The sequence below is a fragment of the Cellulosimicrobium cellulans genome (assembly GCF_016921195.1).
Classification (GTDB): domain Bacteria; phylum Actinomycetota; class Actinomycetes; order Actinomycetales; family Cellulomonadaceae; genus Cellulosimicrobium; species Cellulosimicrobium cellulans_F.
The window spans coordinates 60,686-86,022 of sequence record NZ_JAFGYF010000008.1 but is presented as its reverse complement, the minus strand read 5'-3'; the positions used below and the strand labels follow the sequence as shown (position 1 = coordinate 86,022).

At 74.4% G+C, this 25,337-nt stretch carries 27 protein-coding genes, 1 tRNA gene and 1 pseudogene; 20 read left to right on the top strand and 9 right to left on the bottom strand.

Annotated elements, in window-relative coordinates; genetic code table 11:
• The first annotated feature begins 172 nt into the window (after positions 1-172).
• Positions 173-913 (top strand): DUF2625 family protein, encoded by a 741-nt coding sequence (locus JN535_RS15925; RefSeq protein ID WP_205206556.1) that lies wholly within the window; start codon positions 173-175, stop codon positions 911-913.
• A 4-nt stretch (positions 914-917) separates the two neighbouring features.
• Here the strand turns inward: JN535_RS15925 and sigJ are convergent, their stop codons facing one another.
• Positions 918-1,862 (bottom strand): RNA polymerase sigma factor SigJ, encoded by a 945-nt coding sequence (sigJ, locus tag JN535_RS15920; RefSeq protein ID WP_205206555.1) that lies wholly within the window; start codon positions 1,860-1,862, stop codon positions 918-920.
• A gap of 126 nt (positions 1,863-1,988) precedes the next feature.
• Between sigJ and JN535_RS15915 the strand changes: the two genes are divergently transcribed.
• The 4 genes and pseudogenes from JN535_RS15915 (at position 1,989) to JN535_RS15900 (ending at position 6,544) form a co-directional block, all read left to right on the top strand.
• Complete coding sequence (locus JN535_RS15915; protein ID WP_205206554.1) at positions 1,989-2,717, top strand: GntR family transcriptional regulator; 729 nt, start codon at positions 1,989-1,991, stop codon at positions 2,715-2,717.
• A 29-nt stretch (positions 2,718-2,746) separates the two neighbouring features.
• Positions 2,747-4,261: pseudogene (locus tag JN535_RS15910) on the top strand (MmgE/PrpD family protein); the annotation flags it as partial.
• A 152-nt stretch (positions 4,262-4,413) separates the two neighbouring features.
• On the top strand, positions 4,414-5,331 hold the full coding sequence (prpB, locus tag JN535_RS15905) for a methylisocitrate lyase (protein ID WP_205206552.1): 918 nt from the start codon (positions 4,414-4,416) through the stop codon (positions 5,329-5,331).
• Between the two features lie 79 nt (positions 5,332-5,410).
• The gene (locus JN535_RS15900) at positions 5,411-6,544 is read left to right on the top strand and encodes a bifunctional 2-methylcitrate synthase/citrate synthase (RefSeq protein WP_205206551.1); all 1,134 of its coding nucleotides are present in this window, start codon (positions 5,411-5,413) and stop codon (positions 6,542-6,544) included.
• Between the two features lie 163 nt (positions 6,545-6,707).
• Here the strand turns inward: JN535_RS15900 and JN535_RS15895 are convergent, their stop codons facing one another.
• Complete coding sequence (locus tag JN535_RS15895; protein ID WP_205206550.1) at positions 6,708-7,940, bottom strand: NAD(P)/FAD-dependent oxidoreductase; 1,233 nt, start codon at positions 7,938-7,940, stop codon at positions 6,708-6,710.
• A gap of 251 nt (positions 7,941-8,191) precedes the next feature.
• On the opposite strand from JN535_RS15895, the gene JN535_RS15890 reads away from it, so the two are divergent.
• Positions 8,192-9,037 carry a bestrophin-like domain gene (locus JN535_RS15890; RefSeq protein ID WP_205206549.1) on the top strand — a complete coding sequence of 282 codons (846 nt, stop codon included), beginning with the start codon at positions 8,192-8,194 and terminating at the stop codon, positions 9,035-9,037.
• Between the two features lie 93 nt (positions 9,038-9,130).
• Here JN535_RS15890 and JN535_RS15885 read toward each other — a convergent pair.
• The 3 genes from JN535_RS15885 to JN535_RS15875 all read right to left on the bottom strand — a co-directional run bounded on the left by JN535_RS15885 (position 9,131) and on the right by JN535_RS15875 (position 12,682).
• Positions 9,131-9,207: transfer RNA gene (locus JN535_RS15885), tRNA-Pro, on the bottom strand.
• A gap of 155 nt (positions 9,208-9,362) precedes the next feature.
• The gene (locus JN535_RS15880; protein ID WP_307868818.1) at positions 9,363-10,361 is read right to left on the bottom strand and encodes a metallophosphoesterase; all 999 of its coding nucleotides are present in this window, start codon (positions 10,359-10,361) and stop codon (positions 9,363-9,365) included.
• Entirely contained in the window at positions 10,325-12,682 is a 2,358-nt protein-coding gene (locus JN535_RS15875) for a transglycosylase domain-containing protein (protein WP_205206548.1), read from the bottom strand. The genes JN535_RS15880 and JN535_RS15875 overlap by 37 nt, the downstream gene beginning before the upstream one ends.
• A gap of 129 nt (positions 12,683-12,811) precedes the next feature.
• Between JN535_RS15875 and JN535_RS15870 the strand changes: the two genes are divergently transcribed.
• Positions 12,812-12,976, top strand: coding sequence for a hypothetical protein (locus JN535_RS15870; protein WP_021481786.1), 165 nt, complete (start codon positions 12,812-12,814; stop codon positions 12,974-12,976).
• On the top strand, positions 12,976-13,464 hold the full coding sequence (locus tag JN535_RS15865) for a RidA family protein (protein ID WP_205206547.1): 489 nt from the start codon (positions 12,976-12,978) through the stop codon (positions 13,462-13,464). The genes JN535_RS15870 and JN535_RS15865 overlap by 1 nt, the downstream gene beginning before the upstream one ends.
• Positions 13,465-13,542: 78 nt before the next feature.
• On the opposite strand, the gene JN535_RS15860 is transcribed toward JN535_RS15865, so the two are convergent.
• Positions 13,543-14,220 carry a Crp/Fnr family transcriptional regulator gene (locus JN535_RS15860; protein WP_021481784.1) on the bottom strand — a complete coding sequence of 226 codons (678 nt, stop codon included), beginning with the start codon at positions 14,218-14,220 and terminating at the stop codon, positions 13,543-13,545.
• Positions 14,221-14,317: 97 nt separating this feature from the next.
• On the opposite strand from JN535_RS15860, the gene nth reads away from it, so the two are divergent.
• The gene (gene nth, locus JN535_RS15855; protein WP_205206546.1) at positions 14,318-15,043 is read left to right on the top strand and encodes an endonuclease III; all 726 of its coding nucleotides are present in this window, start codon (positions 14,318-14,320) and stop codon (positions 15,041-15,043) included.
• Between the two features lie 3 nt (positions 15,044-15,046).
• Here nth and JN535_RS15850 read toward each other — a convergent pair whose 3' ends face one another.
• Positions 15,047-15,997: an alpha/beta fold hydrolase gene (locus JN535_RS15850; RefSeq protein WP_205206545.1), complete on the bottom strand. Its 951-nt coding sequence runs from the start codon at positions 15,995-15,997 to the stop codon at positions 15,047-15,049.
• Positions 15,994-16,764 carry a winged helix-turn-helix transcriptional regulator gene (locus tag JN535_RS15845; RefSeq protein ID WP_240201286.1) on the bottom strand — a complete coding sequence of 257 codons (771 nt, stop codon included), beginning with the start codon at positions 16,762-16,764 and terminating at the stop codon, positions 15,994-15,996. Before JN535_RS15845 ends, JN535_RS15850 begins: the two co-directional genes overlap by 4 nt.
• Positions 16,765-17,044: 280 nt before the next feature.
• Between JN535_RS15845 and JN535_RS15840 the strand changes: the two genes are divergently transcribed.
• From JN535_RS15840 to JN535_RS15830, 3 genes are read left to right on the top strand one after another with little or no spacing between them, the layout of a single operon-like run.
• A complete protein-coding gene (locus JN535_RS15840) occupies positions 17,045-17,779 on the top strand; it encodes a hypothetical protein (RefSeq protein WP_205206544.1) in 735 nt (244 codons plus the stop codon).
• Entirely contained in the window at positions 17,776-18,258 is a 483-nt protein-coding gene (locus JN535_RS15835; RefSeq protein ID WP_205206543.1) for a thioredoxin family protein, read from the top strand. Before JN535_RS15840 ends, JN535_RS15835 begins: the two co-directional genes overlap by 4 nt.
• A gap of 39 nt (positions 18,259-18,297) precedes the next feature.
• Positions 18,298-18,777, top strand: a complete 480-nt coding sequence (locus JN535_RS15830; protein WP_205206542.1) for a DUF4395 domain-containing protein — start codon at positions 18,298-18,300, stop codon at positions 18,775-18,777.
• Between the two features lie 48 nt (positions 18,778-18,825).
• Here JN535_RS15830 and JN535_RS15825 read toward each other — a convergent pair whose 3' ends face one another.
• The gene (locus JN535_RS15825) at positions 18,826-19,221 is read right to left on the bottom strand and encodes a DsrE family protein (RefSeq protein WP_307868816.1); all 396 of its coding nucleotides are present in this window, start codon (positions 19,219-19,221) and stop codon (positions 18,826-18,828) included.
• 260 nt (positions 19,222-19,481) lie between these two features.
• Here JN535_RS15825 and JN535_RS15820 point away from each other — a divergent pair, with 260 nt between their 5' ends.
• The 8 genes from JN535_RS15820 to dtd all read left to right on the top strand — a co-directional run bounded on the left by JN535_RS15820 (position 19,482) and on the right by dtd (position 25,130).
• The gene (locus JN535_RS15820; RefSeq protein WP_205206540.1) at positions 19,482-20,078 is read left to right on the top strand and encodes an FABP family protein; all 597 of its coding nucleotides are present in this window, start codon (positions 19,482-19,484) and stop codon (positions 20,076-20,078) included.
• Positions 20,079-20,139: 61 nt separating this feature from the next.
• Positions 20,140-21,282 (top strand): CAF17-like 4Fe-4S cluster assembly/insertion protein YgfZ, encoded by a 1,143-nt coding sequence (gene ygfZ, locus JN535_RS15815; protein ID WP_307868815.1) that lies wholly within the window; start codon positions 20,140-20,142, stop codon positions 21,280-21,282.
• Positions 21,279-22,427, top strand: coding sequence for an FUSC family protein (locus tag JN535_RS15810; protein ID WP_205206539.1), 1,149 nt, complete (start codon positions 21,279-21,281; stop codon positions 22,425-22,427). The genes ygfZ and JN535_RS15810 overlap by 4 nt, the downstream gene beginning before the upstream one ends.
• Positions 22,428-22,505: 78 nt before the next feature.
• Complete coding sequence (locus tag JN535_RS15805; RefSeq protein ID WP_205206538.1) at positions 22,506-22,823, top strand: type II toxin-antitoxin system Phd/YefM family antitoxin; 318 nt, start codon at positions 22,506-22,508, stop codon at positions 22,821-22,823.
• 7 nt (positions 22,824-22,830) lie between these two features.
• Positions 22,831-23,268, top strand: a complete 438-nt coding sequence (locus JN535_RS15800; RefSeq protein WP_205206537.1) for a type II toxin-antitoxin system VapC family toxin — start codon at positions 22,831-22,833, stop codon at positions 23,266-23,268.
• A 10-nt stretch (positions 23,269-23,278) separates the two neighbouring features.
• On the top strand, positions 23,279-23,617 hold the full coding sequence (locus JN535_RS15795; RefSeq protein ID WP_307868813.1) for a DUF2516 family protein: 339 nt from the start codon (positions 23,279-23,281) through the stop codon (positions 23,615-23,617).
• Positions 23,618-23,625: 8 nt separating this feature from the next.
• Complete coding sequence (locus tag JN535_RS15790; protein WP_307868811.1) at positions 23,626-24,693, top strand: asparaginase; 1,068 nt, start codon at positions 23,626-23,628, stop codon at positions 24,691-24,693.
• Complete coding sequence (gene dtd, locus JN535_RS15785) at positions 24,690-25,130, top strand: D-aminoacyl-tRNA deacylase (protein WP_205206535.1); 441 nt, start codon at positions 24,690-24,692, stop codon at positions 25,128-25,130. Before JN535_RS15790 ends, dtd begins: the two co-directional genes overlap by 4 nt.
• Positions 25,131-25,337 lie beyond the last annotated feature (207 nt).

The following is a 25,337-nucleotide window of genomic DNA, read 5'->3' as shown; positions in this document are numbered from 1 at the left end:
CGCGGGCTCGCCGCCGACTCTTCACACCCACTGGGTGGCGGCCAGGATGATTCGGTGGCCGTCGTGTCGCAGGAGCCCTTCCGAACCGGTCTTTCAGCCCATCGACGGACCTGCCGGGCGCCGCTCCATACCAGGACTCCTGGAGGCCGGCAACATCTGGCATGATCCGGCCATGACAGTGAGGACGGCAGCGGAGCTGGCGGCGGTCGACGACCCCGCCTGGCCGACGCTCTCCCGCATGCTCGGGCGCGGCGGCGTGGAGGTCGTGCCGGCACCCGCGTGGTCGCTCGAGGTCCTCTACCGGCTCCAGGTCACCGTCCGTTCGACGCTGGGCGCGCTGGCGCTGCACACGGGCGGGGTCGTCGTCGACGGTGGGTGGCTGCGGATCCTCGGCGGGGGCGGCGCAGGGCTCCCCGATCTCGCGACGGTCAACGGGCTCGGCGAGCCGGGGGCCGACAGCGTGGCGCCGTCGGTCCTGGTCGTCGCGTACGACGTGCTCGGCGGCACGTTCGCTATCAACGGCGGCGGCCTCCCGGGCCAGCTCGGCAACGTCAACCACTTCGCGCCCGACTCGCTCACGTGGGTGGACCTCGGGTTCGGTCAGGCGGCGTTCCTCGAGTGGGCGGTGAGCGGCGGGACGACGGAGTTCTACGCCTCCGTCCGGTGGCCCGGCTGGTACGACGAGATCGCGACCGTCCGCCTCGACGAGGGTCTGAGCCTCTTCCCGCCGCTGTGGTCGGAGGAGGGGCGCGACGTCGCGCGGTCGTCCCGCACCCCCGTCCCGCTCGGCGAGCTGGTCGACTGGCACTTCGAGATGGCCGAGCGCATGACGCCGGTGGACGACTACGTGCGCGACGCCGACGAGCACCTCGACGGCTACGGGGGCTGGCCGGCCGGGGACCACCGCCCGTAGCAGGTCACGGCCACCAGGGTCCGGCGTCGTCGAGCAGCCCGGGCGGCACCGTGCCCAGCTTGTCGGGGTTCCGCACGATGTCGAGGGCCGCGACGCGCCCGTCGGCGACCGTGAACGCGAGGACCGTGAGCACGCCCGACCCGTCGACGAGCGCGAGCCCGGGGCTGCCGTTGACGTCGACCGCCCCCGCGCCGCGTGGTCGGTTGCGCAGGTAGGAGAGCAGGACCTCCCCGACGGTCCGCGCGCCCCGGACCGGGTGGCGCAGCGCGCGGACCTTGCCGCCGCCGTCGCCCCGGAGCGTCACGTCGGGGTCGAGCAGGCCCAGCAGCGTCGGCAGGTCGTCGCCCGCGCACGCCGCGACGAACGCCTCGACGACGCGCTCCTGCTCGGCGCGCGACGTCCGACCCCGCGGTCGTCCCGCCTCCACGTCCTTGCGGGCGCGCGACGCGAGCTGGCGCACCGCCGCGGGAGAGCGCCCGACGACGTCGCCCACCTCCTCGAACGGCAGCCCGAAGACGTCGTGCAGGACGAACGCGACGCGCTGCGCGGGGGAGAGGCGTTCCAGCACGACGAGGAGCGCCATGCTCACCTCCTCGTCGAGCGTGGCACGGTCGGCGGGATCGACGGCGTCCTGCGCGGTCGCGGCGGACGACGCGACCGGGGACCGCGCGCCGGGCGCCGTGACGACGGGTTCCGGCAGCCACGTCCCGACGTAGCGCTCCCGCCGCACGCGCGCGCTGCCGAGCACGTCGAGCGCGAGGCGGCCGACCGTCGTCGTGAGCCACGCCGCGAGGTTGCGGATCGACGCGGGGTCCTGGGTGCGCAGGCGCAGCCACGCGTCCTGCACGCAGTCCTCGGCGTCCGACCACGACCCGGTGGTCGCGTACGCGAGGCGCAGGAGGCGTGGGCGCTCGGCCTCGAAGGCGTGCGCGACGTCGTCGGTGCTCATCGGTCCTGTCCTATCACGGCCGTGTCCCATGCCCTTCCGACGACGGAGCGCCGCGCGATGTGACCCTCTGGTCGCGTCGTCGTGCGCTTGTATACAAGTGCGCAGCGTGTGTGGCACGATGGCCGGGTGACGACGACGCCCGACCTGCGCGCCGCCGTCGGGCAGGCCACGACGGCCCCCGGCGACGCGGGCCTCGCGCGCCGTCAGTCCGGCGCTCGCGCGGTCTACGACCTCCTCCGCGGCCGCATCATCGACGGCTCGCTCGCACCGGACGCCCGCCTCACCGAGCCCGTGCTGTCCGCCGAGCTCGGTGTCTCCCGGACCCCGGTGCGGGAGGCGCTGCGCATGCTCCAGGCGGAGGCGCTCGTCGTCGAGCTGCCGACCGGGGGAGTGCGCGTCGCGCCGCTCGATGTCGCGGACGCGCGTCGCGTCTACGACGTGCGCGCCCGCCTCGAAGGGCTGCTCGCCCGGGACGCGTGCGAGCGCTCCACGCCCGACGACGTCGCGCGCCTCGTCCGGCTCGTGACCCTCATGGACGCCGTGCGCGACCACGAGGACGAGGTGCTGCGCGTCGGCGCGCAGTTCCACGGCGAGATCGAGGCACTCGCCGACAACCGCTGGGGGTCGGCGCTCCTGCGCCAGATCCGGGGCCACGTCGACCGGTACCGCGCGCTCGCCGCGCGCCGCCGCGTGGGCACCACCGACCACGTCGACGAGCACCGCGCGGTCGCGGACGCGATCGCGAGCCGCGACCCCGCCGTGGCCGAGCACGCGATGCGAGCCCACATCGAGCGCAGCGCGGCCCTCGCCGAGCAGTCCCTGCGCGACGTGGGGTCGGAAGCCGACCTCCCCTGACCACCGCCCACCGCACGACGGAGACACCGATGCCGTACACCCATCACCTGCGCGTCTACCCCAGCGCGGAGCCGCTCGACCGCACCGACCAGCTCGCGTGGAAGCTCGCCGAGCTCGCGACCGACCCGGTCGAGGTCACGCCCGAGGTCGTCGACATGGTGATCAACCGCGTCATCGACAACGCGGCCGTCGCCGCGGCCAGCCTCACGCGCGGCCCCGCGGTCGCGGCGCGCGGCCAGGCGCTCGCGCACCCGTACTCGCCGGGGGCGACCGTCTTCGGGTGCGGCCTGAAGACCCGCACGAGCCCCGAGTGGGCGGCGTGGGCGAACGGCGTCGCGGTGCGCGAGCTCGACTTCCACGACACGTTCCTCGCCGCCGAGTACTCCCACCCGGGCGACAACATCCCGCCGATCCTCGCCGTGGCGCAGCACGCCGGGTCCGACGGCGCCGCGGTCGTGCGGGCGATCGCGACCGGCTACGAGGTCCAGGTCGACCTCGTCCGCGCGATCAGCCTGCACCAGCACAAGATCGACCACGTGGCGCACCTCGGCCCGTCGGCCGCCGCGGGCATCGGGACGCTGCTCGGCCTCGACACCGAGACGGTGTTCCAGGCGATCGGCCAGGCCCTGCACACGACGACGGCCACGCGCCAGTCCCGCAAGGGCCAGATCTCCACATGGAAGGCGCACGCCCCGGCGTTCGCCGGCAAGGTCGCGGTCGAGGCCGTCGACCGCGCGATGCGCGGCCAGACGTCGCCCGAGCCGATCTACGAGGGCGAGGACGGCGTCGTCGCGTGGCTGCTCGACGGTCCGGACGCGGCGTACGACGTCGTGCTCCCGGGGCCGGGTGAGCCGAAGACCGCGATCCTCGACACGTACACCAAGGAGCACTCTGCGGAGTACCAGTCGCAGGCGCTCATCGACCTCGCCCGGGCGCTGCACGACGAGCACCCGTGGCTCGCCGACCCCGAGAACGTCACGTCGATCGTCATCCACACGAGCCACCACACGCACTACGTCATCGGCTCCGGCGCGAACGACCCGCAGAAGTACGACCCGACGGCGTCGCGCGAGACGCTCGACCACTCGATCCCCTACATCTTCGCGGTCGCGCTCCAGGACGGCGGCTGGCACCACGTCGACTCGTACACCCCCGAGCGCGCGGGCCGCCCCGACACGGTCGCGCTGTGGGCCAAGGTCACGACCGCCGAGGACCCGGAGTGGACGCGCCGCTACCACTCGACCGACCCGGCCGAGAAAGCGTTCGGCGGCCGTGTCGAGATCGAGCTGGCCGACGGCGGCCGCCTCGTCCGCGAGATCGCCGTCGCCGACGCGCACCCGCTCGGCGCGCGCCCGTTCGGGCGCGAGCAGTACGTGAGGAAGTTCCGCACGCTCGCCGCGGGCGTCCTCGAGGACGCGGAGATCGAGCGCTTCCTCGACCTCGCGCAGCGGCTCCCGTCGCTCACACCGGCCGAGGTGCGCGAGCTGACGATCGTCGAGCGGCCCGGGCTGCTCGACTCCGTCCCGACGCCGACCGGGCTCTTCGAGCTCGGGCGCGACGACGACGGCGCGGCGCCCGCCGAGTTCGAGGGCGAGGGTTTCACCATGCACGAGGCGCCCGACGCGGCGGGGCAGACTGGCGGACACGGTGACCCTGCGCCGTCGGGCACCACGACCACCGAGGGAGAGGCGCGCTGATGCTGTACAGCCAGGTGACGCCGTCGGACAAGCGGCGCGCGTTCCGCGCGGCGCTCGACGCCGCGGCGACGACGGGGGAGCCACTGCGGCTCCCGGGCGCGTTCAACCCGCTGTCCGCGCGCCTGATCCAGGACAAGGGCTTCGAGGGCGTGTACGTGTCCGGGGCCGTGCTGTCGGCGGACCTCGGCCTGCCCGACATCGGCCTCACGACCCTCACCGAGGTCGCGGGGCGCTCGCAGCAGATCGCGCGCGTCACCGACCTCCCCGCGCTCGTCGACGCCGACACCGGCTTCGGCGAGCCCATGAACGTCGCGCGCACGGTCCAGGCGCTCGAGGACGCCGGCGTCGCGGGCGCGCACGTCGAGGACCAGGTCAACCCCAAGCGGTGCGGCCACCTCGACGGCAAGGAGGTCGTCGGGCTCGACGAGGCGGCCAAGCGGGTCCGCGCGGCCGCCGACGCGCGCCGCGACCCGGGCTTCCTGATCATGGCGCGCACCGACGTCCGCGGCACGATCCCGGGCGATGGCGGGCTGCGCGCCGCGATCGACCGCGCCAAGGCGCTCGTCGACGCCGGTGCCGACGCGATCTTCCCCGAGGCCATGAAGGACCTGTCCGAGTTCGAGGCCGTCGCGTCCGCCGTGGACGTGCCGGTCCTCGCCAACATGACCGAGTTCGGCAAGTCCGAGCTCTTCACGCGCCGCCAGCTCGGCGACGCGGGAGTCCGGCTGATCATCTACCCCGTCACGCTCCTGCGGGTCGCGATGGGCGCCGCCGAGCGCGCGCTCGACGAGATCGCCGCGACCGGCACCCAGGCCGGGCAGGTCGAGGGCATGCAGACCCGCGCCCGCCTCTACGAGCTGCTCGACTACGCCGCCTACAACACCTTCGACGAGGGCATCTTCACCTACCGGCCCTGACGACCCGCCGGTGCCGCGCGCCCGTCGGGCCGCGGCACCGCATCTCCCCGCGACCCGTGCTGCACGAAGGAGTGACCGCATGACCACCTCCCCGACCACCACCGAGGGGCCCGAGATCCGCAAGGGGCTCGCGGGCGTCGTCGTCGACGTCACGGCCATCTCCAAGGTCAACCCCGACACCAACTCGCTGCTCTACCGCGGCTACCCGGTGCAGGACCTCGCCGCGCGTCGCAGCTTCGAGGAGGTCGCGTACCTCCTGTGGCACGGCGAGCTCCCCACGCCCGAGCAGCTCGCCGAGCAGACGGCCGTCGAGCGTGCGCACCGCGCCCTGCCCGGCAACGTGCGCAACGCGATCCTCGAGCTGCCGACGACGTGCCATCCCATGGACGTCGTCCGCACCGCGATCTCCCAGCTCGGCGCGCACGACCCCGACGCCGAGGACTCGTCGCCCGAGGCCGAGCAGGCCAAGGCCGTCCGCCTGTGGGCCGTGCTGCCGGCGGCCGTCGCGCTCGACCAGCGCCGTCGTCGGGGCCAGCAGATCGTCGAGCCGCGGGACGACCTCACCTACGCGGAGAACTTCCTGTGGATGACGTTCGGCGAGGTCCCCGAGCCCGCCGTCGTGCGCGCGTTCGAGGTCTCGATGGTGCTGTACGCCGAGCACTCGTTCAACGCCTCGACCTTCACCGCCCGCGTCATCACGTCCACGCTGTCCGACCTGCACTCCGCGGTGACGGGCGCCGTCGGCGCGCTCAAGGGCCCGCTCCACGGCGGCGCGAACGAGGCCGTCATGGCGACGTTCGCCGAGATCGGCACCGCCGACCGCGCCGCGGCGTGGCTCGACGACGCGCTCGCCCACAAGCGCAAGATCATGGGCTTCGGGCACCGCGTCTACAAGCACGGCGACTCGCGCGTCCCCACCATGCGCGCGACGCTCGACGACCTCGTCGAGCACTACGGCCGCCAGGACCTCCTCGACCTCTACGTCGCGCTCGAGACCGCGATGACCGAGCGCAAGAACATCCTGCCGAACCTCGACTACCCGGCCGGCCCGGCGTACCACCTCATGGGCTTCGACACCCCGATGTTCACGCCGCTGTTCGTCGCGTCGCGCGTCGTCGGCTGGACCGCGCACGTCATGGAGCAGCGCGCCGCCAACGCCCTCATCCGCCCGCTCAGCGAGTACGTCGGCCCCGACCAGCGCGACCTCCCCTGACACCAAGGCAGAACCCTCGGCCCGCCGAGGTAGAACTCCGGTCGGCCGAGGTAGAACTCTGGTCGGTCGAGGTAGAACCCGGGCACGGTGACCAGCGTTCTCCTTCGCGCAACCACAGTTCTACCTCGGCGCACCGCGGTTCTCCCTCGGGCGGTCGGGTGAGTCAGCCGACGAACGACTCCAGCTCGGCGCGGTCGACGGCGTCGCGGTGGATGAGCGCCTTGACGTCCTCCATGCGGTCCCAGACGTTGACGGCCATGCCGGCCTCGACGCGGCCGTCCTTGACCCAGAACGCGACGAGCTCGCGGTCGGGGACGGAGCCGGAGACCACGACCTCGTCGTAGGCATCGGGCCCGGCGACGAAGCCGAGGTACTCCATGCCGACGTCGTACTGGTCGGAGAAGAAGTACGGGAGCTCGGGGTAGGGGTCGGTCGCGCCGAGCATCGCGCGCGCGGCGTGCGGGCCCTGGTTGAGCGCGGTCGCCCAGTGCTCGACGCGGACCGACCGCCCGTAGCGCGCGGTCGGCACGCTCGCGATGTCGCCGGCGACGAAGACGTCGGGGTCGGTGGTCTGGAGCGTCGCGGACGCGACGACGCCGCCCGTCGCGGAGTCGAGCGCGAGGCCCGCGTCGCGGGCGAGCGCGACGTTCGGGACCGCACCCACGGCGACGAGCACGAGGTCGGCCTCGACGTGGGTCCCGTCGGCGATGTCGACGCCCGTCGCGCGGCCGCCCTCGCCCGAGATGCCCGTGACCTGGGCGCGGCGGTGCAGGTGGACGCCGTGGTCGGTGTGGACCTGCCCGTACAGCTCGCCCATCTCCGGGCCGAGGACGCGCTCGAGCGGGTGGGTGCCGAGCCCGATCACCGTGACGTCGAGGCCGAGCGAGCGGGCGGAGGCCGCGACCTCCAGCCCGATCCAGCCGTCGCCGACGATCGCGAGCCGCCCCGCGCCGCCGTCGTGGGTGGCGCGCATCGCGGTGGCGAGCGCGTCGCTGTCGTCGAGCGTGCGCAGCTCGTGGACGCCGTCCAGGTCGAGGCCGGGCAGCGGGATCCGGCGCGGGTCCGAGCCGGTCGCGAGGAGCAGCTTCTCGTACGGCAGCGCCCGGCCGTCCGCGAGGGCCACGCTCCGACCCGCGAGGTCGAGGGCCGTCGCCTCGGTCCCGGTGAGGAGCTCGACGTCGTGCTCGGCGTACCACTCGGCCGCGAGCGGGAACACCGCGTCGCGCTCGGCCTCCCCGCGCAGGTAGTCCTTGGACAGCGGCGGGCGCTCGTACGGTCGGTGCGGCTCTCGCGCGACCACGGTCAACCCGCCGTCGTAGCCCTCGTCGCGCAGCGTCTCGACCGCCTTCGCCGCGGCGAGCCCTCCTCCGACGACGACGTGACGACCTGCGCTCATGGCGACCTCCGCAGTGACTCGGCGCCCGGGGCTCGGGCGGACGGCCTCAGTCTCGCGCGAACTCGTGCGCGGTGCGAGGTGCTGTGGCAGGTGCCGGTACGTCCCTGGGCACGTCGCACGTCGGGTCGTGACGCCGCGCCGCGGCGGCGTTCACGCGTTTCGCGTGACGACCCGCGCGACGTCCCCGGGCAGGCTGACCAGGACAGCATCCGCCGTGCACCGTGCGGCGGTACCCGCGCGGAGGAGGTGTCGTGAGCATCGTCGTCGGCGCGATCGTGACCGTCGCCGTCGTCGCGGTGGCCATCGGGGCGATGCTGCTCGTCCGGCGGCGCGCACCCGCCGGGAGCCGGTTCAGCGACGGCGACCGGGCGTCCGGGGTATTCGGCGTGGTCGCCACCGGCTTCTCGGTGCTCCTCGGCTTCATCGTCTTCCTCGCGTTCGAGTCGTACGACGAGGCGCGGAGCGGCGCCGAGGCGGAGGCGCGGATCGTCGTGCAGCAGCTGGAGACCGCACAGTTCTTCGCCCCGGACGACGCGTCGCGGCTCTCTGGCGAGCTCGTCTGCTACGCCCGGTACGTCGTCGCGAACGAGTGGGAGCAGATGGCGGACGGCGAGCTCGGCGAGGCGGTCAACCCGTGGGGCGTCGCGCTCTACCGGACCGTCCTCGACGTCGTCCCCGCGTCGGACACCCAGCAGTCCGCGTACGACCGGTGGATGGACCAGACCGCGGCGCGCGAGGAGGCCCGCCAGTCCCGCGTGCACGGCGCGGAAGGTCTGATCCCCCTCCCGCTGTGGCTCGTGCTGTTCGTCGTCTCCGGGACCGTCTTCGTCTTCCTGCTGTTCTTCGCCGACTCGGCCGAACGTGCCGCGACGCAAGGTCTCCTGATGGGCAGCGTCGCGCTGGTCATCACGCTCCTGCTGTGCCTGCTCGCGTTCTTCGACCACCCGCACGGGCACCAGGTGGGCAAGCTGCGACCGACGGCGATGGAACGCACCCTCGTCCTCCTGGGGGAGGAGGCGGAGGCCGCGGGGCTGGAGATCGACCCGCCGTGCGACGCCGCCGGGACCGCGACCGGTCCCGTGGCCGACCGGTCCTGAGGATCGTGCGCGCAGTTCCTGGGCATCGGTCGCACCCGTAGCGCCCGGGCACGACGAAAGGCCCGGAACCACGACGGTTCCGGGCCCTCAGCCTGGTCGGGGTGACAGGATTTGAACCTGCGACCTCTTCGTCCCGAACGAAGCGCGCTACCAAGCTGCGCCACACCCCGGTTGCTCGTCCGCGCGATGGTCGACGAGGAGACCTCGTCTTCCGCGCGGGAAGCCTGCCCAGAATAGCCGACGAAGTGCCGTGCCACGAAACTCGATTCCCGTGAGCCCCGCGACACCCGCCCGAGGTACCCGCCGGACCCCGCGCGGGCCGCGCTCAGCGTGCCGTCAGGGTGAGCAGCGTCGCCTCGGGTCGGCACGCGAACCGCACCTGCGCGTACGGCGAGGTCCCCGCCCCGGCGGAGACGTGCAGCCACGTCGAGTCCTCGCCGCCGGGTGCGTCGGGTCGTGCGCCGGGCCAGCCGTGCAGTCCCTTGGCCCGCTTGCGGTCGATGTCGCAGTTCGTCACGAGCGCGCCGAACCCGGGCACGCAGAGCTGCCCACCGTGGGTGTGGCCGGCGAGGACCAGGTCCGCGGCGTCGTCGTGCATGGCGTCCAGGACGCGCCGGTACGGCGCGTGCGTGACCCCGACGCGGAGCACCGGCCCGTCGGCGGACGGCGCCTCGGAGCCCGCGCCGCGGGCGTCCGGTGCGGACGGGGCCGGGAACACGTCCCGGTCGAGGTGCGGGTCGTCCACGCCGACGAGGTCGAGACGGACTCCGCCGACCTCCAGCACGTCGCGACGGTTCGTGAGGTCTGCCCAGCCCGCGTCGCGCATCGCCGCGGCGAGCTCGCCCGCGGGCAGCAGGCGCGCCTGGGACGAGAACGGCACCCGCGCGTCCGGCAGGAGGTAGCGGGCCGGGTTCTTGGGGACGGGCGCGTAGTAGTCGTTCGACCCCATGACGAAGGCACCGGGCGTCGACAGGAGCGGCTCGAGCGCGTGCAGCAGGGGGTCGAGCGAGTCGACGTGCGCAAGGTTGTCGCCCGTGTCGACGACGAGGTCGGGCTCGAGCTCGGCGAGCGAGCGCACCCACTCGATCTTGCGGCGCTGGGTGGGGACCAGGTGGAGGTCCGAGACGTGCAGCACCCGCAGGTCCGGCGCGCCCGGGGGCAGCACGGGCACGGTCACCCGGCGGAGCGTGAAGAGCTTGGTCTCCACGTGCGCGTACGCGACGCCCGCCGCGCCGACGGCGGCGAGGGCGCCGAGGCCCCGCAGGACGCGGCGCCCGCCGTCGGCGCTCAGCCGTTCCCCCCGCCGCCGAGGTTGTCGAACCACTCGCCGAGGTCGACGTCGTCGCGACCGCCCCCGTTCCCGCGGTCGCCGCGGTCTCCGCGATCGCCGTCACCGTCGGCGTCCGCGTCGGGCTGGCCCCCGCCGCTCTGGTCGCCGCCGCCCTGGCCGCCGCCATCCGGGTTGCCGCCGCCCTGGTCGCCGCCGCCCTCGGTGGTCGAGGGCGTCCGCGGCGGCGGCGTCGGGGCGTTGACACGACCCCAGTCCGGGTCGGGGAAGCCGGGTGCCGGCTGACCGGCGAGGATCTGGTTCATGTAGTCGCGCCAGGTCGGAGCAGCGAGGCTCGAGCCGTACCAGTAGGAGCGCGTCGTCCCGTTGATCGTGAAGCGCCCGTTCATCGGGACGTCGCTCTCGGCGTTGCCGATCCACACGGCGGTGACGACCTGCGGCGTGTACCCGATGAACCACGTGTGCGTGTTGTTGTTCGCCGTACCGGTCTTGCCGGCCGCGGGGCGGCCGTCGGCGAGGCTGTTGCCGCGACCCGAGCCCTGCGTGAGGACCTGCTGCAGCGCGTAGGTCACGGTGTTGGCGATGTTCGGGTCGATCGCGCCGGGCTGGCAGTTCGCCGACGGCACCGGGAGCTCCTCACCGTCGCCACCGACCACCTTCGTGATCGCGATGGGCGAGCAGTAGGTGCCGCCGCTCGCGAACGTCGCGTACGCCGCGGCCATCTGCAGCGGAGACGAGTTCTGCGTCCCGAGGATCATCGACGCCTGGACGTCCACGACCCCTTCGTCCTTGAGCATCGACGGCTGGAAGCCGGCGGCCTTGGCGGTGTTCGCGATGCCGCACAGGTCGAGCTGGCTCGCCATCGTCGTGTACGCGGTGTTGACCGAGTTGTACGTCGCCTTGAGGACCGTCATGGAACCGCTGCCCGGGCCGTCGGAGTTGGCCGGCGTCCACTTGTCGTTGCCGAGCCGCTTGCAGCTCGCGTGGAAGTCGCGGTTGATGGTCCAGGTGCGCTTGTTGGCGCTCACCGTCTCGTAGAGCGAGTGCCCCTGGTTGAGCCATTCGGCGAGCACGAACGGCTTCCACGTCGAGCCGGGCGAGAACCCGTTCGACGAGCCGTGGGCCTGGTCGACGCTGTAGTTGACCGCGGTCGTGTTGGGCGCGGGCTCCTTGGTGTTGTCGAAGGCACGGTTCTGTGCCATCGCGAGGATCTTGCCGGTGCCCGGCTCGACCGTGACGATCGCGTCCTCGATGTGGCTCGGGTCGTCCGCCGGGACCGCGGCCGTCGCGTGCTGCTCGGCCGCCGCCTGCATGGCCGGGTCGAGCGTGGTGTAGATGTCGAGACCACCGCGGTAGAGCAGCGCCTGGCGCTCCTCCTTGGTCTCGCCGAACACCGGGTCGGACATGATGATCTTCGTGACGTAGTCGCAGAAGAACGCCGAACCGCCGGAGGCCTGGCAGCCCGCCTCGAGCGGCTGGATCGCGAGCGTGTCCGCGATCGGCGTGGCCCGACCGGTGTCGTACTCCTCCTTGGTGATGTACCCCTGCTGGTACATCGTGTTGAGCACGATGTCGCGGCGCTTCTGGGCGTTCTCGGGGCTCGTCGTCGGGTCGTACGTCGACGGCGCCTTGGTGATCCCCGCGATGGTCGCGGCCTCGACGTAGTTCAGGTCGACGGCGCTCTTGTTGAAGTAGTGCCGGGCCGCCGTCTCCACGCCGTACACCGAGCGGCCGAACTGCGCGATGTTGAGGTAGCCCTGGAGGATCTCCTCCTTGGTCATCTTCTTCTCGAGCGCGATGGCCAGCTTGGCCTCGCGCGCCTTGCGCCCGAGCGACTTCTCGTTGGCCTCGTAGAGCGCCATGGTGTCGTCCTCGCGGACCGCCTGCTCGATGAGCACGTTCTTCACGTACTGCTGCGTGAGCGTCGAGGCGCCCTGGGTGTCGCCGCCCGTGATGTTGTTCACGACCGCGCGAGGGAGACCCTCGACGTCGACGCCGCCGTGGTCCCAGAAGCGCTTGTCCTCGATCGCGATGACCGCGTTCTTCATCGCGTCGGACACCTGGTCCAGCGGGACGACGATGCGGTTCTCCGTGTAGAACGTCGCGAGGCGCGTCGTGCCGTCGTTCGCGTAGATGCGTGACTGCTCCGACAGCGGACCGGGCTCGAGGTCCGCCGGCAGCTCGTCGAAGACCTCGACCGCGGTGTCGGTCGCGGTGTTCGCACCCGCGGCGAGCGGGACGAGCAACCCGGCGGCGAGCACGCCACCCACACCGGAGACCAGCACGAACGCCAGGAAGAGGGCGACGAGCTGGTACGCGTTGATCTGCCGACCGCGAGGACGCACAGGGGAAGCCATGGTGACAACCCTACGGGAGCGACCCGGGGAGGGCCCCGGGATCCCGGTGCTCCCGGGTGTGCGGGTTGTGTAAGCATCCCGCGCCGGTGCTCGCGGGTGGCGCCCACCGCGGCCGACTACGCTCGCCCCATGGCAACCACGTGGGAGTACGCGACCATCCCCCTCATCATCCACAACACCAAGGCCGTCCTCGACCAGTGGGGCTCCGACGGCTGGGAGCTCGTCCAGGTCGTCACCGGCCCCGACGGCAACGGCCTCGTCGCCTATCTCAAGCGCCCGACCGGGGAGAAGTAGTGGCGGGCTTCCCCGCCGGGACGATCGCCGCGCGCCTGACGGAGCTCGGCCTCGACCTCCCCCCGGTGGCGGCGCCCGTCGCCGCCTACGTGCCCGCCGTGCGCTCGGGCCGGTACGTCCACACCTCGGGCCAGCTCCCGTTCGTGGACGGCGCCCTCCCCGCGACGGGCAAGGTGGGCGACGGCGAGGGCCTCGTCCCGCCCGCCGACGCCGCGGCACTGGCCCGCTTGTGCGCGCTCAACGCGCTCGCGGCCGTGCACGACCTCGTCGGGAACCTCGACGAGGTCGCCCGCGTCGTCAAGGTGGTCGGGTTCGTCGCGAGCGACCCGTCCTTCACGGGGCAGCCGGGCGTGGTCAACGGCGCGAGCACCCTGCTCGGGGAGGTCTTCGGGGAGGCAGGCGTCCACGCCCGCAGCGCCGTCGGCGTCGCGGTCCTGCCGCTCGACGCCCCGGTCGAGGTCGAGATCGTCGTCGAGCTCGCGGAGTAGCGACTCCGGCATGAGGACGGGGTCGGCGACCAGGTCCTCGCGGACCCGGCCGCCGACCCCGTCCTCGTCGGCCGTCGGTCAGCGCGCGCGGCGCTCCAGGCGGTCCATGTCCAGCAGGACGACGGCCCGGCCCTCGCGGCGCACCCAGCCGCGCGTCGCGAAGTCGGCGAGCGCCTTGTTCACCGTCTCGCGCGACGCTCCGACGAGCTGCGCGAGCTCCTCCTGCGTGAGGTCGTGCGCGACGCGGATGCCCTCGTCCGTCTCCTCGCCGAAGCGGGTCGAGAGGTCGAGCAGCGCCTTGGCGACACGACCCGGCACGTCGGAGAACACGAGGTCGGCCAGCGTCTCGTTGGTGCGGCGCAGCCGGCGCGCCAGGGCGTTCAGCAGGTGCTTGGCGACGCTCGGGTGCTTCTCGATCCACTCGACGAGCTGGTCGTGCCCCAGCTCGTAGATGACGGAGTCGGCGACGGAGCTCGCGGTCGCGGTGCGGGGGCCCGGGTCGAACAGGGAGAGCTCCCCGAACATCTCGCCGGGGCCGAGGATCGACAGGAGGTTCTCGCGGCCGTCGTTGGAGCGGCGCCCCAGCTTGATCTTGCCGCTCGCGATCACGTAGAGGCGGTCGCCCGGCTCGCCCTCGCGGAACAGCACGTCTCCGCGCGAGAGCTCGATCTGCTGCATCGACTCGAAGAGGGTGCGCGTCTCGTCCGCGTCCATCGTCGCGAACAGGGGGGCGGAGAGCACAACGTCGTCGTCCACGCGGGGTGTCCTATCGTCTCGTCCTCGGAAATGTTCCAGGACAAGTCTGCCCTACGGCCGCAACTCGGGTGTCGGGGGCGGCGGCTACGGTGGTTCCGTGACCACCACCGAGCAGGCCCGCACGGGGGCGCCGAGGCCCGAGTCGCACCTGGCGCTGGTCCGGCGTGCGCGCCGTACCAACCGCGAGCTCGCGGTCACCTACCCGGACGCCCACTGCGAGCTGGACTTCACGACGCCGCTCGAGCTGCTGATCGCGACGGTCCTGTCCGCGCAGACGACGGACAAGCGCGTGAACCTCACGACCCCCGCGCTGTTCGCGCGCTACCCAGACGCCGCGGCCTACGCGGGCGCCGACCGGGAGGAGCTCGAGGAGCTGCTGCGGCCCACCGGCTTCTTCCGGGCGAAGGCGCAGTCCGTCATCGGCATCGGCCAGGCCCTCGTGGAGCGGTTCGACGGCGAGGTGCCCGCGCGCCTGGAGGACCTCGTCACCCTGCCCGGCGTCGGGCGCAAGACGGCGAACGTCGTGCTCGGCAACGCGTTCGGCGTGCCGGGGCTCACCGTGGACACCCACTTCGGACGCCTCGTGCGCCGCCTGGCGTGGACCGCCGAGGAGGACCCGGTCAAGGTCGAGCAGGTCGTCGGCGGGCTGATCGAGAAGTCCGAGTGGACGATGCTCTCGCACCGGCTGATCTTCCACGGCCGCCGCGTGTGCTTCGCGCGGAAGCCCGCGTGCGGCGCGTGCACGATCGCCCGGTGGTGCCCGTCCTTCGGCATCGGCGAGGTCGACCCGGTCAAGGCGGCGAAGCTCGTCAAGACGAGCTGAGGGTCAGCGCTCCCGCTCGGCCCGGGCGGTCGTGGGGAGCCAGTCCAGCAGCAGGTCCGTCACGGCGTCCGGCGCCTCCTCGGGGAGGAAGTGGCCGGCCCCGTCCACGACCTCGAAGCGGAAGTCACGGGCCAGCGCGGCGCCGTCCGCGTCGGCGAGGTCGCGACGCACGAGTCCGTCCTTCTCGGCGTGGACCTGCAGCGCGGGGACGTCGACCGGGCGGCGGAGCGCGGCGAGGAAGCGACGGCCGTCGGGGCGGGGCGTCGAGCGCACGGCCCAGCGCAGCGACTCCATCGCGGTGTGCGCCGCGAAGGGGATGCGCATGACGGTGCGGTAGGTCTCGACGACGTCGGGCGCGAAGGGCGTCGCCGCACCGGTCGCGAGCACGTCGTCCACGAGGTCGCCGCGGACGAGGGCGCGCTCGGGCAGGGTCGGCACCTGGTAGAACGCGAGCTGCCGCAGCGCGGCGGGCGTGAGCAGGCGACGCGCGGAGGTGTGCATCCGCGCGGGGTGCGGGGCGGAGACGGCGGCGACGCCGGCTGTCACGGCAGGCTGGAGCGCCGCCATCGCCCAGGCCAGGCTGCCGCCCGTCCCGTGGCCCACGACGACGGCGCGCCCGGACCCGAGCGAACGTACGACCCCCGCGATGTCGCGCGTGCGGGTCGGGGCGTCGTAGCCGATCGGCGGCTTGTCCGAGGCGCCGACGCCCCGGATGTCCATCGCGGCGACGCGGTAGCCCGCGGCCGCGAGCGGCTCGATCTGGTGGCGCCAGGCCCACCAGAACTGCGGGAAGGAGTGCAGCAGGACCACGAGGGGCGGACCCGGGTCCCGCACGCCGCGGTCCTCGGGGCCCGCGAGCGCGACGTGGAACCGCGCGCCGTTGGCCGGGACGAACTCATGGCGCCACGGGCCGTCGAGCAGGGCGGACGTGAAGTCGGAGGGGTCGGGCGTCACCCGGACGAACCTACCGGGGTCCCGGGGCCGCTGTCGGCCGACGAGCCCGCGGCGTCCGTCCCGGGGGCGTCGGAGCCCTCGGCGGGACGGCGGTCCTTGGGCGGGTCGAACCGGTACCCGACGTTGCGCACCGTCCCGATGAGCTGCTCGTGCTCGGGGCCGAGCTTGGCGCGCAGGCGTCGGACGTGGACGTCGACCGTGCGCGTGCCGCCGTAGTAGTCGTAGCCCCAGACCTCCTGGAGGAGCTGGGCGCGCGTGAACACGCGGCCCGGGTGCTGCACCAGGTACTTGAGGAGCTCGAACTCCTTGTAGGTGAGGTCGATGGGGCGGCCGCGCAGCCGGGCCGTGTACCCGCTCGCGTCGATCGCCAGCTCGCCGGCCGCGATCTCCTGCGGACCGTCCTCGGCGGGCCCGCGCGCGGACCGCTCGATGACGAGGCGCAGCCGCGCCTCGACCTCCGCGGGGCCCGCCCCCTCGAGGAGGAGGTCGTCCGCGCCCCACTCGGCCGTGACGACGGTCAGCCCGCCCTCGGTGAGGACGAGCACGAGCGGGACGGTCAGTCCGGTCGCGTGCAGGAGGCGGCACGTGGTGCGCGCCGCGACGAGGTCGCGCCGCGCGTCGAGCAGCACGACGTCGGAGTCCGGTGCGTCCACGAGCGCCGACGGCTCCATGGGCAGGACCCGGATGCGGTGCGAGAGCAGGCCGAGCGCGGGCAGCACCTCGACGGAACCGCCTGTCGCGGGGGTGAGGATGAGCAGGTCGGCCATCCGGCACCTCCTTCCGGGTCGCGGGGCGCGGGCGGCGCCCCCGGGCGTCGACGCGTGGCGACCGGGCCGGGACGTACCTCTGCGGGGCTCGCCACGTCATCGGCCACGTTCTCGGTCCGTGGATGGTTACCGTATCGCGTGCCGGGCGCGGAGACGGCGAACGTCTCACGGGCGCGCGTGCCGGGGCCGGTAGGCGGTCCGGCGGGAGACTCTGCGACACTCTGAGGCGTGCTGCACGACCCGACGCCCTCCCGCGACCCCCGAACGGGGCGCTGACCGCGTGGACCTCTCGACCCGGGCCGTCGTCACGGCGTGCCTCGCCGCAGGCATCGCCGTCGCCGCGTTCTTCGGCCCGCTCCCGCTCGCCGCGGCGTCGGGCGCCCTGGCGCTGGTCGTCGCGATCGGGTGGCCGCGCCTGCTCGACATCCCCGTCCACGGCGGGACGCGCGTCGTCATCGCCCTCGCCGGTCTCGGCGCCGTCGGCGCGACCGCCGCGACGCACGGCGAGCCCGCGCTGCGCCACCTGCCCGTGGTGCTCGCCCTCGCCGTCGTGCTCGCGTTCGTGGCCGAGCTCCTGCGGCGCGACGGGCGCCCCCGCCTGGTCGAGTCGCTCATCGGGACGGTGAGCGGGATCGTCGTCGCGACGTCGTGCGCGGGCTGGATCGCGACGGGCCGCACCGACGCGGGCGAGTCCCTCGTCGTGACGTGCGCGGTGGCGCTCGCCGTCGCCTCGGCGGTCTCCGCGCTGCCGCTCGGTGGGTGGATCAACGCGGCGCTCACGCTCGGTCTCGCGGTCGCCGCGGGCGGGGCCGTCGGGTACGTCATGCCCGACCTCGACCTGCTGAGCGGTGTGTGGTCCGGCGTCGTCGCGGGCCTGCTCGTCGCCTCGCTCCACGCGCTGTTCGACCAGCTCCCGGAGCTGCGGGGGCGCCTCGGCGCGTTCTCCGCGACGGCGCTCCCCGTCGCGGTCGGCGGGACGCTGATCTTCGTCGTCGGGCGGGTGATCGTGGGATGACGCCGTCCGTGCTGCCCGTCCTGCTCCTCGCGGCGACGCTGCTCGCGACGCTCGCGCTCGGCGTGCGGTGGCAGCGGCGCCAGGGAGTCGTGCGGGCGACGCGCACGACGTCGCCCGGTGCCGTGACGGGCCACGCCGCCACGCCCTTCGACTGGGGTGCCCATGGCGTCGCGCTCGGCGCCCGCCGCACGTTCGTCCAGTTCTCGGCGGACCTGTGCGCTCCGTGCCGGGCGACCGCGCGCGTCCTCGGCGAGGTCAGCGCGGCGCACGACGACGTGACGCATCGTGAGATGGACGTCGACGACCACCTCGACCTGGTGCGAGCATTCGGCATACTGCGCACGCCGACCGTCCTCGTGCTCGACGCGGAGGGCCGGGAGGTCGCTCGCGCGAGCGGGGGGATGAACCGGGCCCAGGCGCTCGCGGCGCTCGCCGTCGCGGACCCGGGCTCCGTCCCCGCGAGCGGGCGCGACGCCTGACCGCGCCGTCCCCGACGGCCCGAACCCGAGGGAGACCGCATGAGCGACCAGGCCGGCCGTGAGGACACGGCGACCGAACCTCCGGCGGTGCCCGCCGGCATCGACCCGCGCGGCCCGCGTGCGGGGGCCGGGATCACGGCGGTCCTGCTCGCGGTCGTCATCCTCCTGTGGACGTCGCCCGCCGCGCTCGTGCTGCTCGCGGTCGTCGCGGCGAGCTTCCTGGTCGGCGCCGTCCGGGGCGCTCAGGGCACGTGGCAGGCCTGGGTCTACCGCGTGCTCATCCTCCCGCGCATCGGCCCGACGGCGGAGCGCGAGGACGCCCGGCCGCCGCGGTTCGCGCAGGCGGTCGGCCTCGTCATCACCGGCGTGGGGGTCGTGCTGGGCCTGGTGGGCGTCGACGGCGCCGTGCCCGCCGCCGCGGCGCTCGCGCTCGTGGCGGCCGTCCTCAACGCGGCGTTCGGCCTGTGCCTGGGCTGCGAGCTGTACCTGCTGCTGCGGCGGGTCGCGCCCGCGCGCTGACGGCGCCGTCGCCGGGCGGCCCGGCGGTCCGGCCGGGGACCGGCCCCGTCAGTAGACCAGCGCCTGGGCGCCGTCGCGCAGCGCCTCCTCGACGAACACCGCGGCGCCCGCGATGCGCACGCCGGGCAGCACGTCGTCGGCCGTGATGCCGCGGCGGGCGGCGCACTGCGTGCACACGGTGAGGGTGCCGGCGGCGAGCACGGCGTCGAGCAGGTCGGGCAGCGGGGCCGCGTGCTCGAGCTCCAGCTCGGCGGCTCGCCCCGGGAGCCCGAACCACGCGGCCTCCCCGGTGAGCCACACGCTCACCTCGACGCCCGCGGCGACGGCCGCGGCGGCGACGGTGAACGCCTGGTTGGCGGCCTCGGGACGGTCGAGCCCCGACGTGGCCTTGACCACGAGCGAGCGCTGACGGGGAGCCACGGAGGGCGGCGCAGTGTCGGTCACGCGGCCGAGCGTAGCCCTCGGCCGGAGCCGCTCCCGGCCCGCGACGTGGCGCGGCCGCCCGGCCGGTAGGATCGGGCGCATGAGTCCGCACACTCTCGAGCTGATCTTCCTCGGCCTGCTCCTCGCGGCGACGGTCACCATCACGTGGTTCGCGGGGTACGTCGTCTACAAGCTCTACAAGGGCCAGCGCTGACGCTGCCGCGCGGGGGCACGCCCCGCGCGTGCCCGTCGCCCCGCCCGACTCCGAGAGGTGGTCGCTGATGCCGTTCGAGTTCCCCGAGGGCCTCGCGCCCGAGGTCTACCCGCTCGCCTGGCTCGTCGGGAGCTGGCGCGGCGAGGGGGTCGTCAAGTACCCGGGCATCGAGGAGACGCCGTTCGTCCACGACGTCGTGTTCGACCACGACGGCGGACCGTACCTGCGCTACGAGTCGACGCTGCGGGTCCTCGAGGCCGAGGTCCCCGAGACCGTCCCGGACGAGGGTGCCTGGCCCGAGCGTGACGGCGCGACGCTGGACGCCGCGGCCGCCGACGCGCCCGTGTGGTCCACCGAGACGGGCTACTGGCGCGTCTCGACGGACCGGCCCGACGGGCTCGAGGCCGACCGCCACCCGCTCGAGGTGCTGATCGCCGACCCCGCGGGCCGCGTCTCGGTGTACCTCGGCGCGGTCGGCAACGGCCGGGTCGACCTGGCGAGCGACCTCATCGCGCGCACGTCCACCGCGTCGGAGGTCACCGCCTCGAAGCGGCTCTACGGCTTCGTCGAGGGCCAGCTCCTGTGGGTCTGGGAATTGGCGGCGTTCGGGGAACCGTTGCAGTCGTACGCGTCCGCGAAGCTCACCCGGCGCCCGTCGGCCTGACCGGCGCGCCCGCGGAGGACCCGCCAGCAGGCCCGGACGCGCCGACGAAGGAGGACCACCCGTGACCACCGGCTACACCAGCCCGCTCCTGTCGCGCCACGGCGCGGTGCCCGCGACCGGCCCCGACGAGGGCGTCGCCTGGCACTACGGCGACCCCACCGGGGAGCAGCGCGCCCTGCGCACGGGCGGCGCCGTCGTCGACCAGTCGCACCTCGGCGTCGTCACGGTCACGGGGCCGGACCGGCTGAGCTGGCTGCACTCCATCACCTCGCAGGACCTGACGAACCTCGCCCCGCGCACGTCGACGGAGCTGCTCGTGCTCTCCCCGCAGGGGCACGTCGAGCACGCGGCCTCGGTCGTCGACGACGGGGAGACGACGTGGCTCGTGACCGAGCGCTCGCACGCGGCCGACCTCGCCGCCTGGCTCGATCGCATGAAGTTCATGCTCCGCGTCGAGATCGCCGACGCGACCGACGACTGGGCGGCGCTCGGGGAGCCCGTCGACGCCGAGGGCGCCGAGGGCGAGCCCGTCACCTGGCGCGACCCGTGGCCGCGGGTCATCGGGGGCGGCACGCGCTACGGCCCGCCCGAGGGCGAGCACCCGGGCACGGAGCGGCCGTGGCGGCTCGTGCTGGTGCCGCGGGCGCAGCTGTCCGACGCCGTCGCGGCGCGCGAGGCGGCCGGGTGGCGGCTCGTCGGCACGTGGGCGAGCGAGGCAGCGCGTGTCGAGGCGTGGCGGCCGCGGCTGGCGACGGAGGTCGACCACCGCTCGATCCCGCACGAGACCGACTGGCTGCGCACCTCCGTGCACCTGCACAAGGGGTGCTACCGGGGTCAGGAGACCATCGCGCGCGTGCACAACCTCGGTCGCCCGCCGCGACGGGTCGTGATGCTCCACCTCGACGGCTCCGGCCACCTGCTGCCCGCGCCGGGCGCGGAGGTCACGCTCGACGGACGCGCCGTCGGCACCGTGACGTCGGTCGCGCGCCACCACGAGCTCGGGCCCATCGCGCTCGCGGTGCTCAAGCGCAGCGTCCCCGAGGACGCCGAGCTCCTCGTCGACTGCGACGGCGGCGCGATCTCCGCGGCGCAGGAGGTCGTGGTGCCGGGCGAAGGGGTCTCGGTCGACCGCCCCGCCCCGCGCGGCCCCGTCGGCCGGGGGATCACGCCCCGCGGCGAGGGCGCGCCGACGAGCATGCTGTGAGCCCCGGGCCGGCGTCCCGCGAGGACCCCGGTCCCGGCGCGGTCGACGTCGCCCGGACCGCGTGGCGCCGGCTCCTCCTGCGGGCGCGGATCCGACAGGGCGCATCCCGCGTGCGCGTGGCGCTGTGGCCGATCCTCCAGGCGTCGGCCGCCGCCGGCCTCGCGTTCGCCATCGCCCGGTACGGGCTGGGCCACACCGCGCCGTTCTTCGCCCCGGTCTCCGCCTGGGTCTGCCTCGGGTTCAGCCAGGACCGCCAGCTCCGGCGCGTGCTCGAGCTCGCGGTCGGGGTGGCGATCGGCGTCGGGCTCGGCGACCTCGTGGTCCACGCGATCGGGTCGGGCTGGTGGCAGGTCGCCGTCGTGCTCGCCGTCTCCGCGCTCGCGGCGCGCTTCATCGACCGCGGCGCGATGCTCACGACCCAGGCGGGCGTGCAGGCGATCGTGATCGTCGGCCTCCCGGCCGCGCAGGCGGGCGGGCCCCTGGGGCGGTGGACGGACGCGCTCGTCGGCGGTGCCGTCGCGCTCGCGGTCGCCGCCCTCACGCCGGGCGACCCGCGGCGTCGGCCCCGGCTGCTGGGGTCCGAGGCGACGACGGAGCTCGCCGGCGTGCTCGACGTCCTCGCGCGGGGGCTGCGCACGCGAGACCGCGCCGACCTCGAGGCGGCGCTCGTCAAGGGCCGCGCGTCGGAGGGCGCGCTCGAGGAGTGGCAGTCGTCCGCGTCGTCGGCGCGCGAGCTCGCGCGCGTGAGCGCGGCGGGGCTGCGGCACCGGGACGAGCTCGGCGGGCTCGAACGGCAGGCGGTGCTCGTGGACCGCGCGATGCGCAGCGTGCGCGTCCTGGCGCGCCGCGCCGTCCCCGTCGCGAGCGGGCCCGACGAGCACGAGCTCGCCGGCGTGGCCGACCTCGTGTCGCGGTTCGGCGCAGGCGTGCACGTGCTCGCGGAGGCGGTCGGCGCCGGGCGCGACCCGGCGGTGGCGCGCGAGGTCCTCCTCGAGGTTGCGCACGGTGCGGACCCGCACGCCCTCGGCGACGGGGACTGGCAGGTGCAGTCGCTCGTCATGCTCGTGCGGTCGCCGATCGTGGACCTCCTGGAGGCGGCCGGGGCGTCGCCCGAGCAGGCGCGCGACGCCCTTCCGGAGCTCTGAGCGGGCGTCCTGGCCTGCCGGGCGAACCGGACGTTCTTCACCCTGCACAGCGGCGCCCCGGGCCGGTACCGTCGGGGCATGGAGGTCCCCGTCAGCGCCCTGCGTGCCGAGCTCAAGTCGTGGATCGAGCGGGCCAGGGAGGGGGAGGAGGTCGTCATCACCGAGCGCGGCATCCCCGTCGCCCGGCTGACGGGCGTCGCGACGGCAGACCTGGTCACCGAGCTCGTGCGCGACGGCGTGCTGGTCCCCGCGGCGGGCGAGCGCCCGGTCCACGTGGTGCCCGGCGGGGACGCCGACGCGCGGCCCGCGAGCCCGGACGGTGCGCGACCGGCCGACGGTGCCCGGTCGGCCCGTGGGGGTGGCGTGGCGGCGCTCGTGCGCCGGATCAGGCGCTGAGGCCCCGATGGCCCTGGTCTACTTCGACGCGAGCGCGCTGGTGAAGCTCTGCGTCCCCGAGGCGGGCTCCGCCCTGGCGAGCCGCCTGTGGAACCGCGCGGACGTCGTCGTGACGAGCCGCCTCGCCGACGTCGAGGTGCGAGCCGCGCTCGCCGCCGGAGCACGGGGCGGCGTGCTCGACGCCGCGGGGCACGCGCGCGCCGTCGGCACGTGGGACGTGCTGCGCCCCGCGCTCCACGTGGTCGAGGTCTCCGGTGCCGTCGCCGAGCGCGCGGCCGCGCTCGTCGAGACGGGCGCGTTGCGCAGCAACGACGCGGTGCACGTGGCGAGCGCCCTCGCCGTGGGGCACGGCGACACGATCGTCGCCGCCTGGGACCCGCACGTGGTGTCCGGGGCCCGCTCGGCCGGGCTGCGCGTGGTGCCGTGGCCGCTCGCCAGACCGTAGGCTCGTGCCCGTGGGAATCATCGGGTCGCTCCAGTGGATCGTCTTCCTCGTCCTCTCGCTCGTCGTGTTCGGGACGCAGCTCTTCGCGCTCGTCGACGCGATCCGGCGTCCGGCGAGCGCCTTCACCGCCGAGGGCAAGCTGACCAAGCCGATCTGGCTCGCGATCCTCGGCGTCGCCGCGGCGCTCGGGTTCCTCTCGCTGCCGCTCGGCGGCGGCGTGAACCTCGGCTTCCTGGGGCTCATCGCCGTGGTGGCCGCGATCGTCTACCTGGTCGACGTGCGCCCGCGCCTCCAGCCGTACGGCAACGGGCGCGGCAACGGGTCGTCCGGCCGCCCGGGCGGCTGGTGAGCGCGGTCGTGACCGCGCACGTCCACGGCGGGGTCGAGCGCGCCGCCGTCCCGCTCGCGGAGGTCGTGCGCGGTGACCTCGTCGAGTCCGTCCACGCCGGGCACCTGGTGCTGCTGGACGCGGACGGTGCGCCCGTCCTGGAGCGCGGCGACGCCGACGCGGTGATCTGGCCACGCTCGAGCGTCAAGCCGTTCCAGGCCGTCGCGATGCTGCGCCGCGGCCTCGTCCTCCCGCCGCGCCTCCTCGCGCTCGCGGCCGCGAGCCACAACGGGGAACCGCAGCACCTCGCGGGCGTCCGGGAGATCCTCGAGGGCGTCGGGCTCGACGAGTCGGCGCTGCGCAACACGCCCGACATGCCGCTCCACCCGCCCGCCGCGTTCGCCTGGCAGCTCGAGGGCCACGGGCCGTCGGCGATCACGCAGAACTGCTCCGGGAAGCACGCGGCGATGCTCGCGACCTGCGTCGCCGCCGGCTGGGACACCACCACCTACCTGGACGTCGACCACCCCCTCCAGGTCGCGGTCCGCGAGACGGTCGCCGAGGCGACCGGCGTGCCGGTCGAGCACGTGACGGTCGACGGGTGCGGCGCGCCGCTCTTCTCGACGACGGTGCGGGGCCTCGCGCGGGCGTTCGGGCGGCTCGCGGCCGCCCCGGAGCGCGACCCGCTCTCCCCGGAGGCGCAGGTCGCGCGCGCGATGTCGGCGTTCCCGGAGATGGTCGGCGGGACGGGCCGGGACGCGACGCTCGCGATGCGCGCGGTGCCCGGCCTGGTCGCCAAGGACGGTGCCGACGGCGTCTACGGCGCAGGCCTGCCCGACGGCGGCGCGCTCGCCTTCAAGGTGCTCGACGGCGCGTCACGCCCGCGCCCGGCGCTGCTCGCCGCGGCACTCCGGCGCCTCGGCGCGGACGGCGTGGCCGGAGCCGACGAGGCCGCGCTCACCGCGCTCGGCGACGTGCCCGTGCTCGGCGCGGGGCGTCCCGTGGGCGTCGTGCGGCCGGTCCTCGACGGTGCGCCTGCGGGTCCCGGCCTCGGCGCGGGCCCAGGGGCGGGTCACGACGCGGGGGCGCGCTCGTGAGGGCCGTCGTCCAGCGCGTCTCGCGCGCGAGCGTGAGCGTCGTGGCCGAGGACGGATCCTCGGAGGTCGTGGGGGCGATCGACCGCCCCGGGCTGCTCGCGCTCGTCGGCGTCACGCACGATGACGGCGACGCGCAGGTCGAGACGATCGCGCGCAAGATCGCCGAGCTGCGGATCCTCGCGGGGGAGCGGTCGGTGCAGGACGAGGGCGCGCCGGTGCTGGTCGTCAGCCAGTTCACGCTCTACGCCGACACGAGGAAGGGCCGCCGTCCGTCGTGGAACGGGGCGGCGCCCGGACCGGTCGCCGAGCCCCTGGTCGACGCGGTCGTGGCGCGCCTGCGCGAACGCGGGATCGAGGTCGCGACCGGACGGTTCGGCGCGCACATGGCCGTCGACCTGGTCAACGACGGCCCGGTCACGCTCCTCCTCGAGGCCTGACCCTCGCCACGCCGAGGTAGAACTCTGGTCTACCGAGGTAGAACCGCGGTCGCGCGAGATAGAACGGCTGGTCCGCCGAGGTAGCACCGTGGTTGCTCGAGGTAGAACTCTGGTTCTTGTGCTCGACGGCGTTCTGGTTGCCCTGGGTGGTCGGGGTGGGTGGTGGTGCCGCATCGACCATCCGCCGCTCGTTCCTCGCGGCTCCCG

Bases quoted from the DNA above. Each gene is read 5' to 3' on its own strand.
- JN535_RS15900 (WP_205206551.1), top strand. From the start codon at position 5,411: ATGACCACCTCCCCGACCACCACCGAGGGGCCCGAGATCCGCAAGGGG.
- JN535_RS15870 (WP_021481786.1), top strand. From the start codon at position 12,812: ATGGCAACCACGTGGGAGTACGCGACCATCCCCCTCATCATCCACAAC.
- JN535_RS15875 (WP_205206548.1), bottom strand. From the start codon at position 12,682: ATGGCTTCCCCTGTGCGTCCTCGCGGTCGGCAGATCAACGCGTACCAG.
- sigJ (WP_205206555.1), bottom strand. From the start codon at position 1,862: ATGAGCACCGACGACGTCGCGCACGCCTTCGAGGCCGAGCGCCCACGC.
- JN535_RS15835 (WP_205206543.1), top strand. From the start codon at position 17,776: ATGACGCCGTCCGTGCTGCCCGTCCTGCTCCTCGCGGCGACGCTGCTC.
- prpB (WP_205206552.1), top strand. From the start codon at position 4,414: ATGCTGTACAGCCAGGTGACGCCGTCGGACAAGCGGCGCGCGTTCCGC.
- JN535_RS15830 (WP_205206542.1), top strand. From the start codon at position 18,298: ATGAGCGACCAGGCCGGCCGTGAGGACACGGCGACCGAACCTCCGGCG.
- JN535_RS15805 (WP_205206538.1), top strand. From the start codon at position 22,506: ATGGAGGTCCCCGTCAGCGCCCTGCGTGCCGAGCTCAAGTCGTGGATC.
- JN535_RS15925 (WP_205206556.1), top strand. From the start codon at position 173: ATGACAGTGAGGACGGCAGCGGAGCTGGCGGCGGTCGACGACCCCGCC.
- JN535_RS15820 (WP_205206540.1), top strand. From the start codon at position 19,482: ATGCCGTTCGAGTTCCCCGAGGGCCTCGCGCCCGAGGTCTACCCGCTC.
- JN535_RS15895 (WP_205206550.1), bottom strand. From the start codon at position 7,940: ATGAGCGCAGGTCGTCACGTCGTCGTCGGAGGAGGGCTCGCCGCGGCG.
- JN535_RS15845 (WP_240201286.1), bottom strand. From the start codon at position 16,764: ATGGCCGACCTGCTCATCCTCACCCCCGCGACAGGCGGTTCCGTCGAG.
- JN535_RS15800 (WP_205206537.1), top strand. From the start codon at position 22,831: ATGGCCCTGGTCTACTTCGACGCGAGCGCGCTGGTGAAGCTCTGCGTC.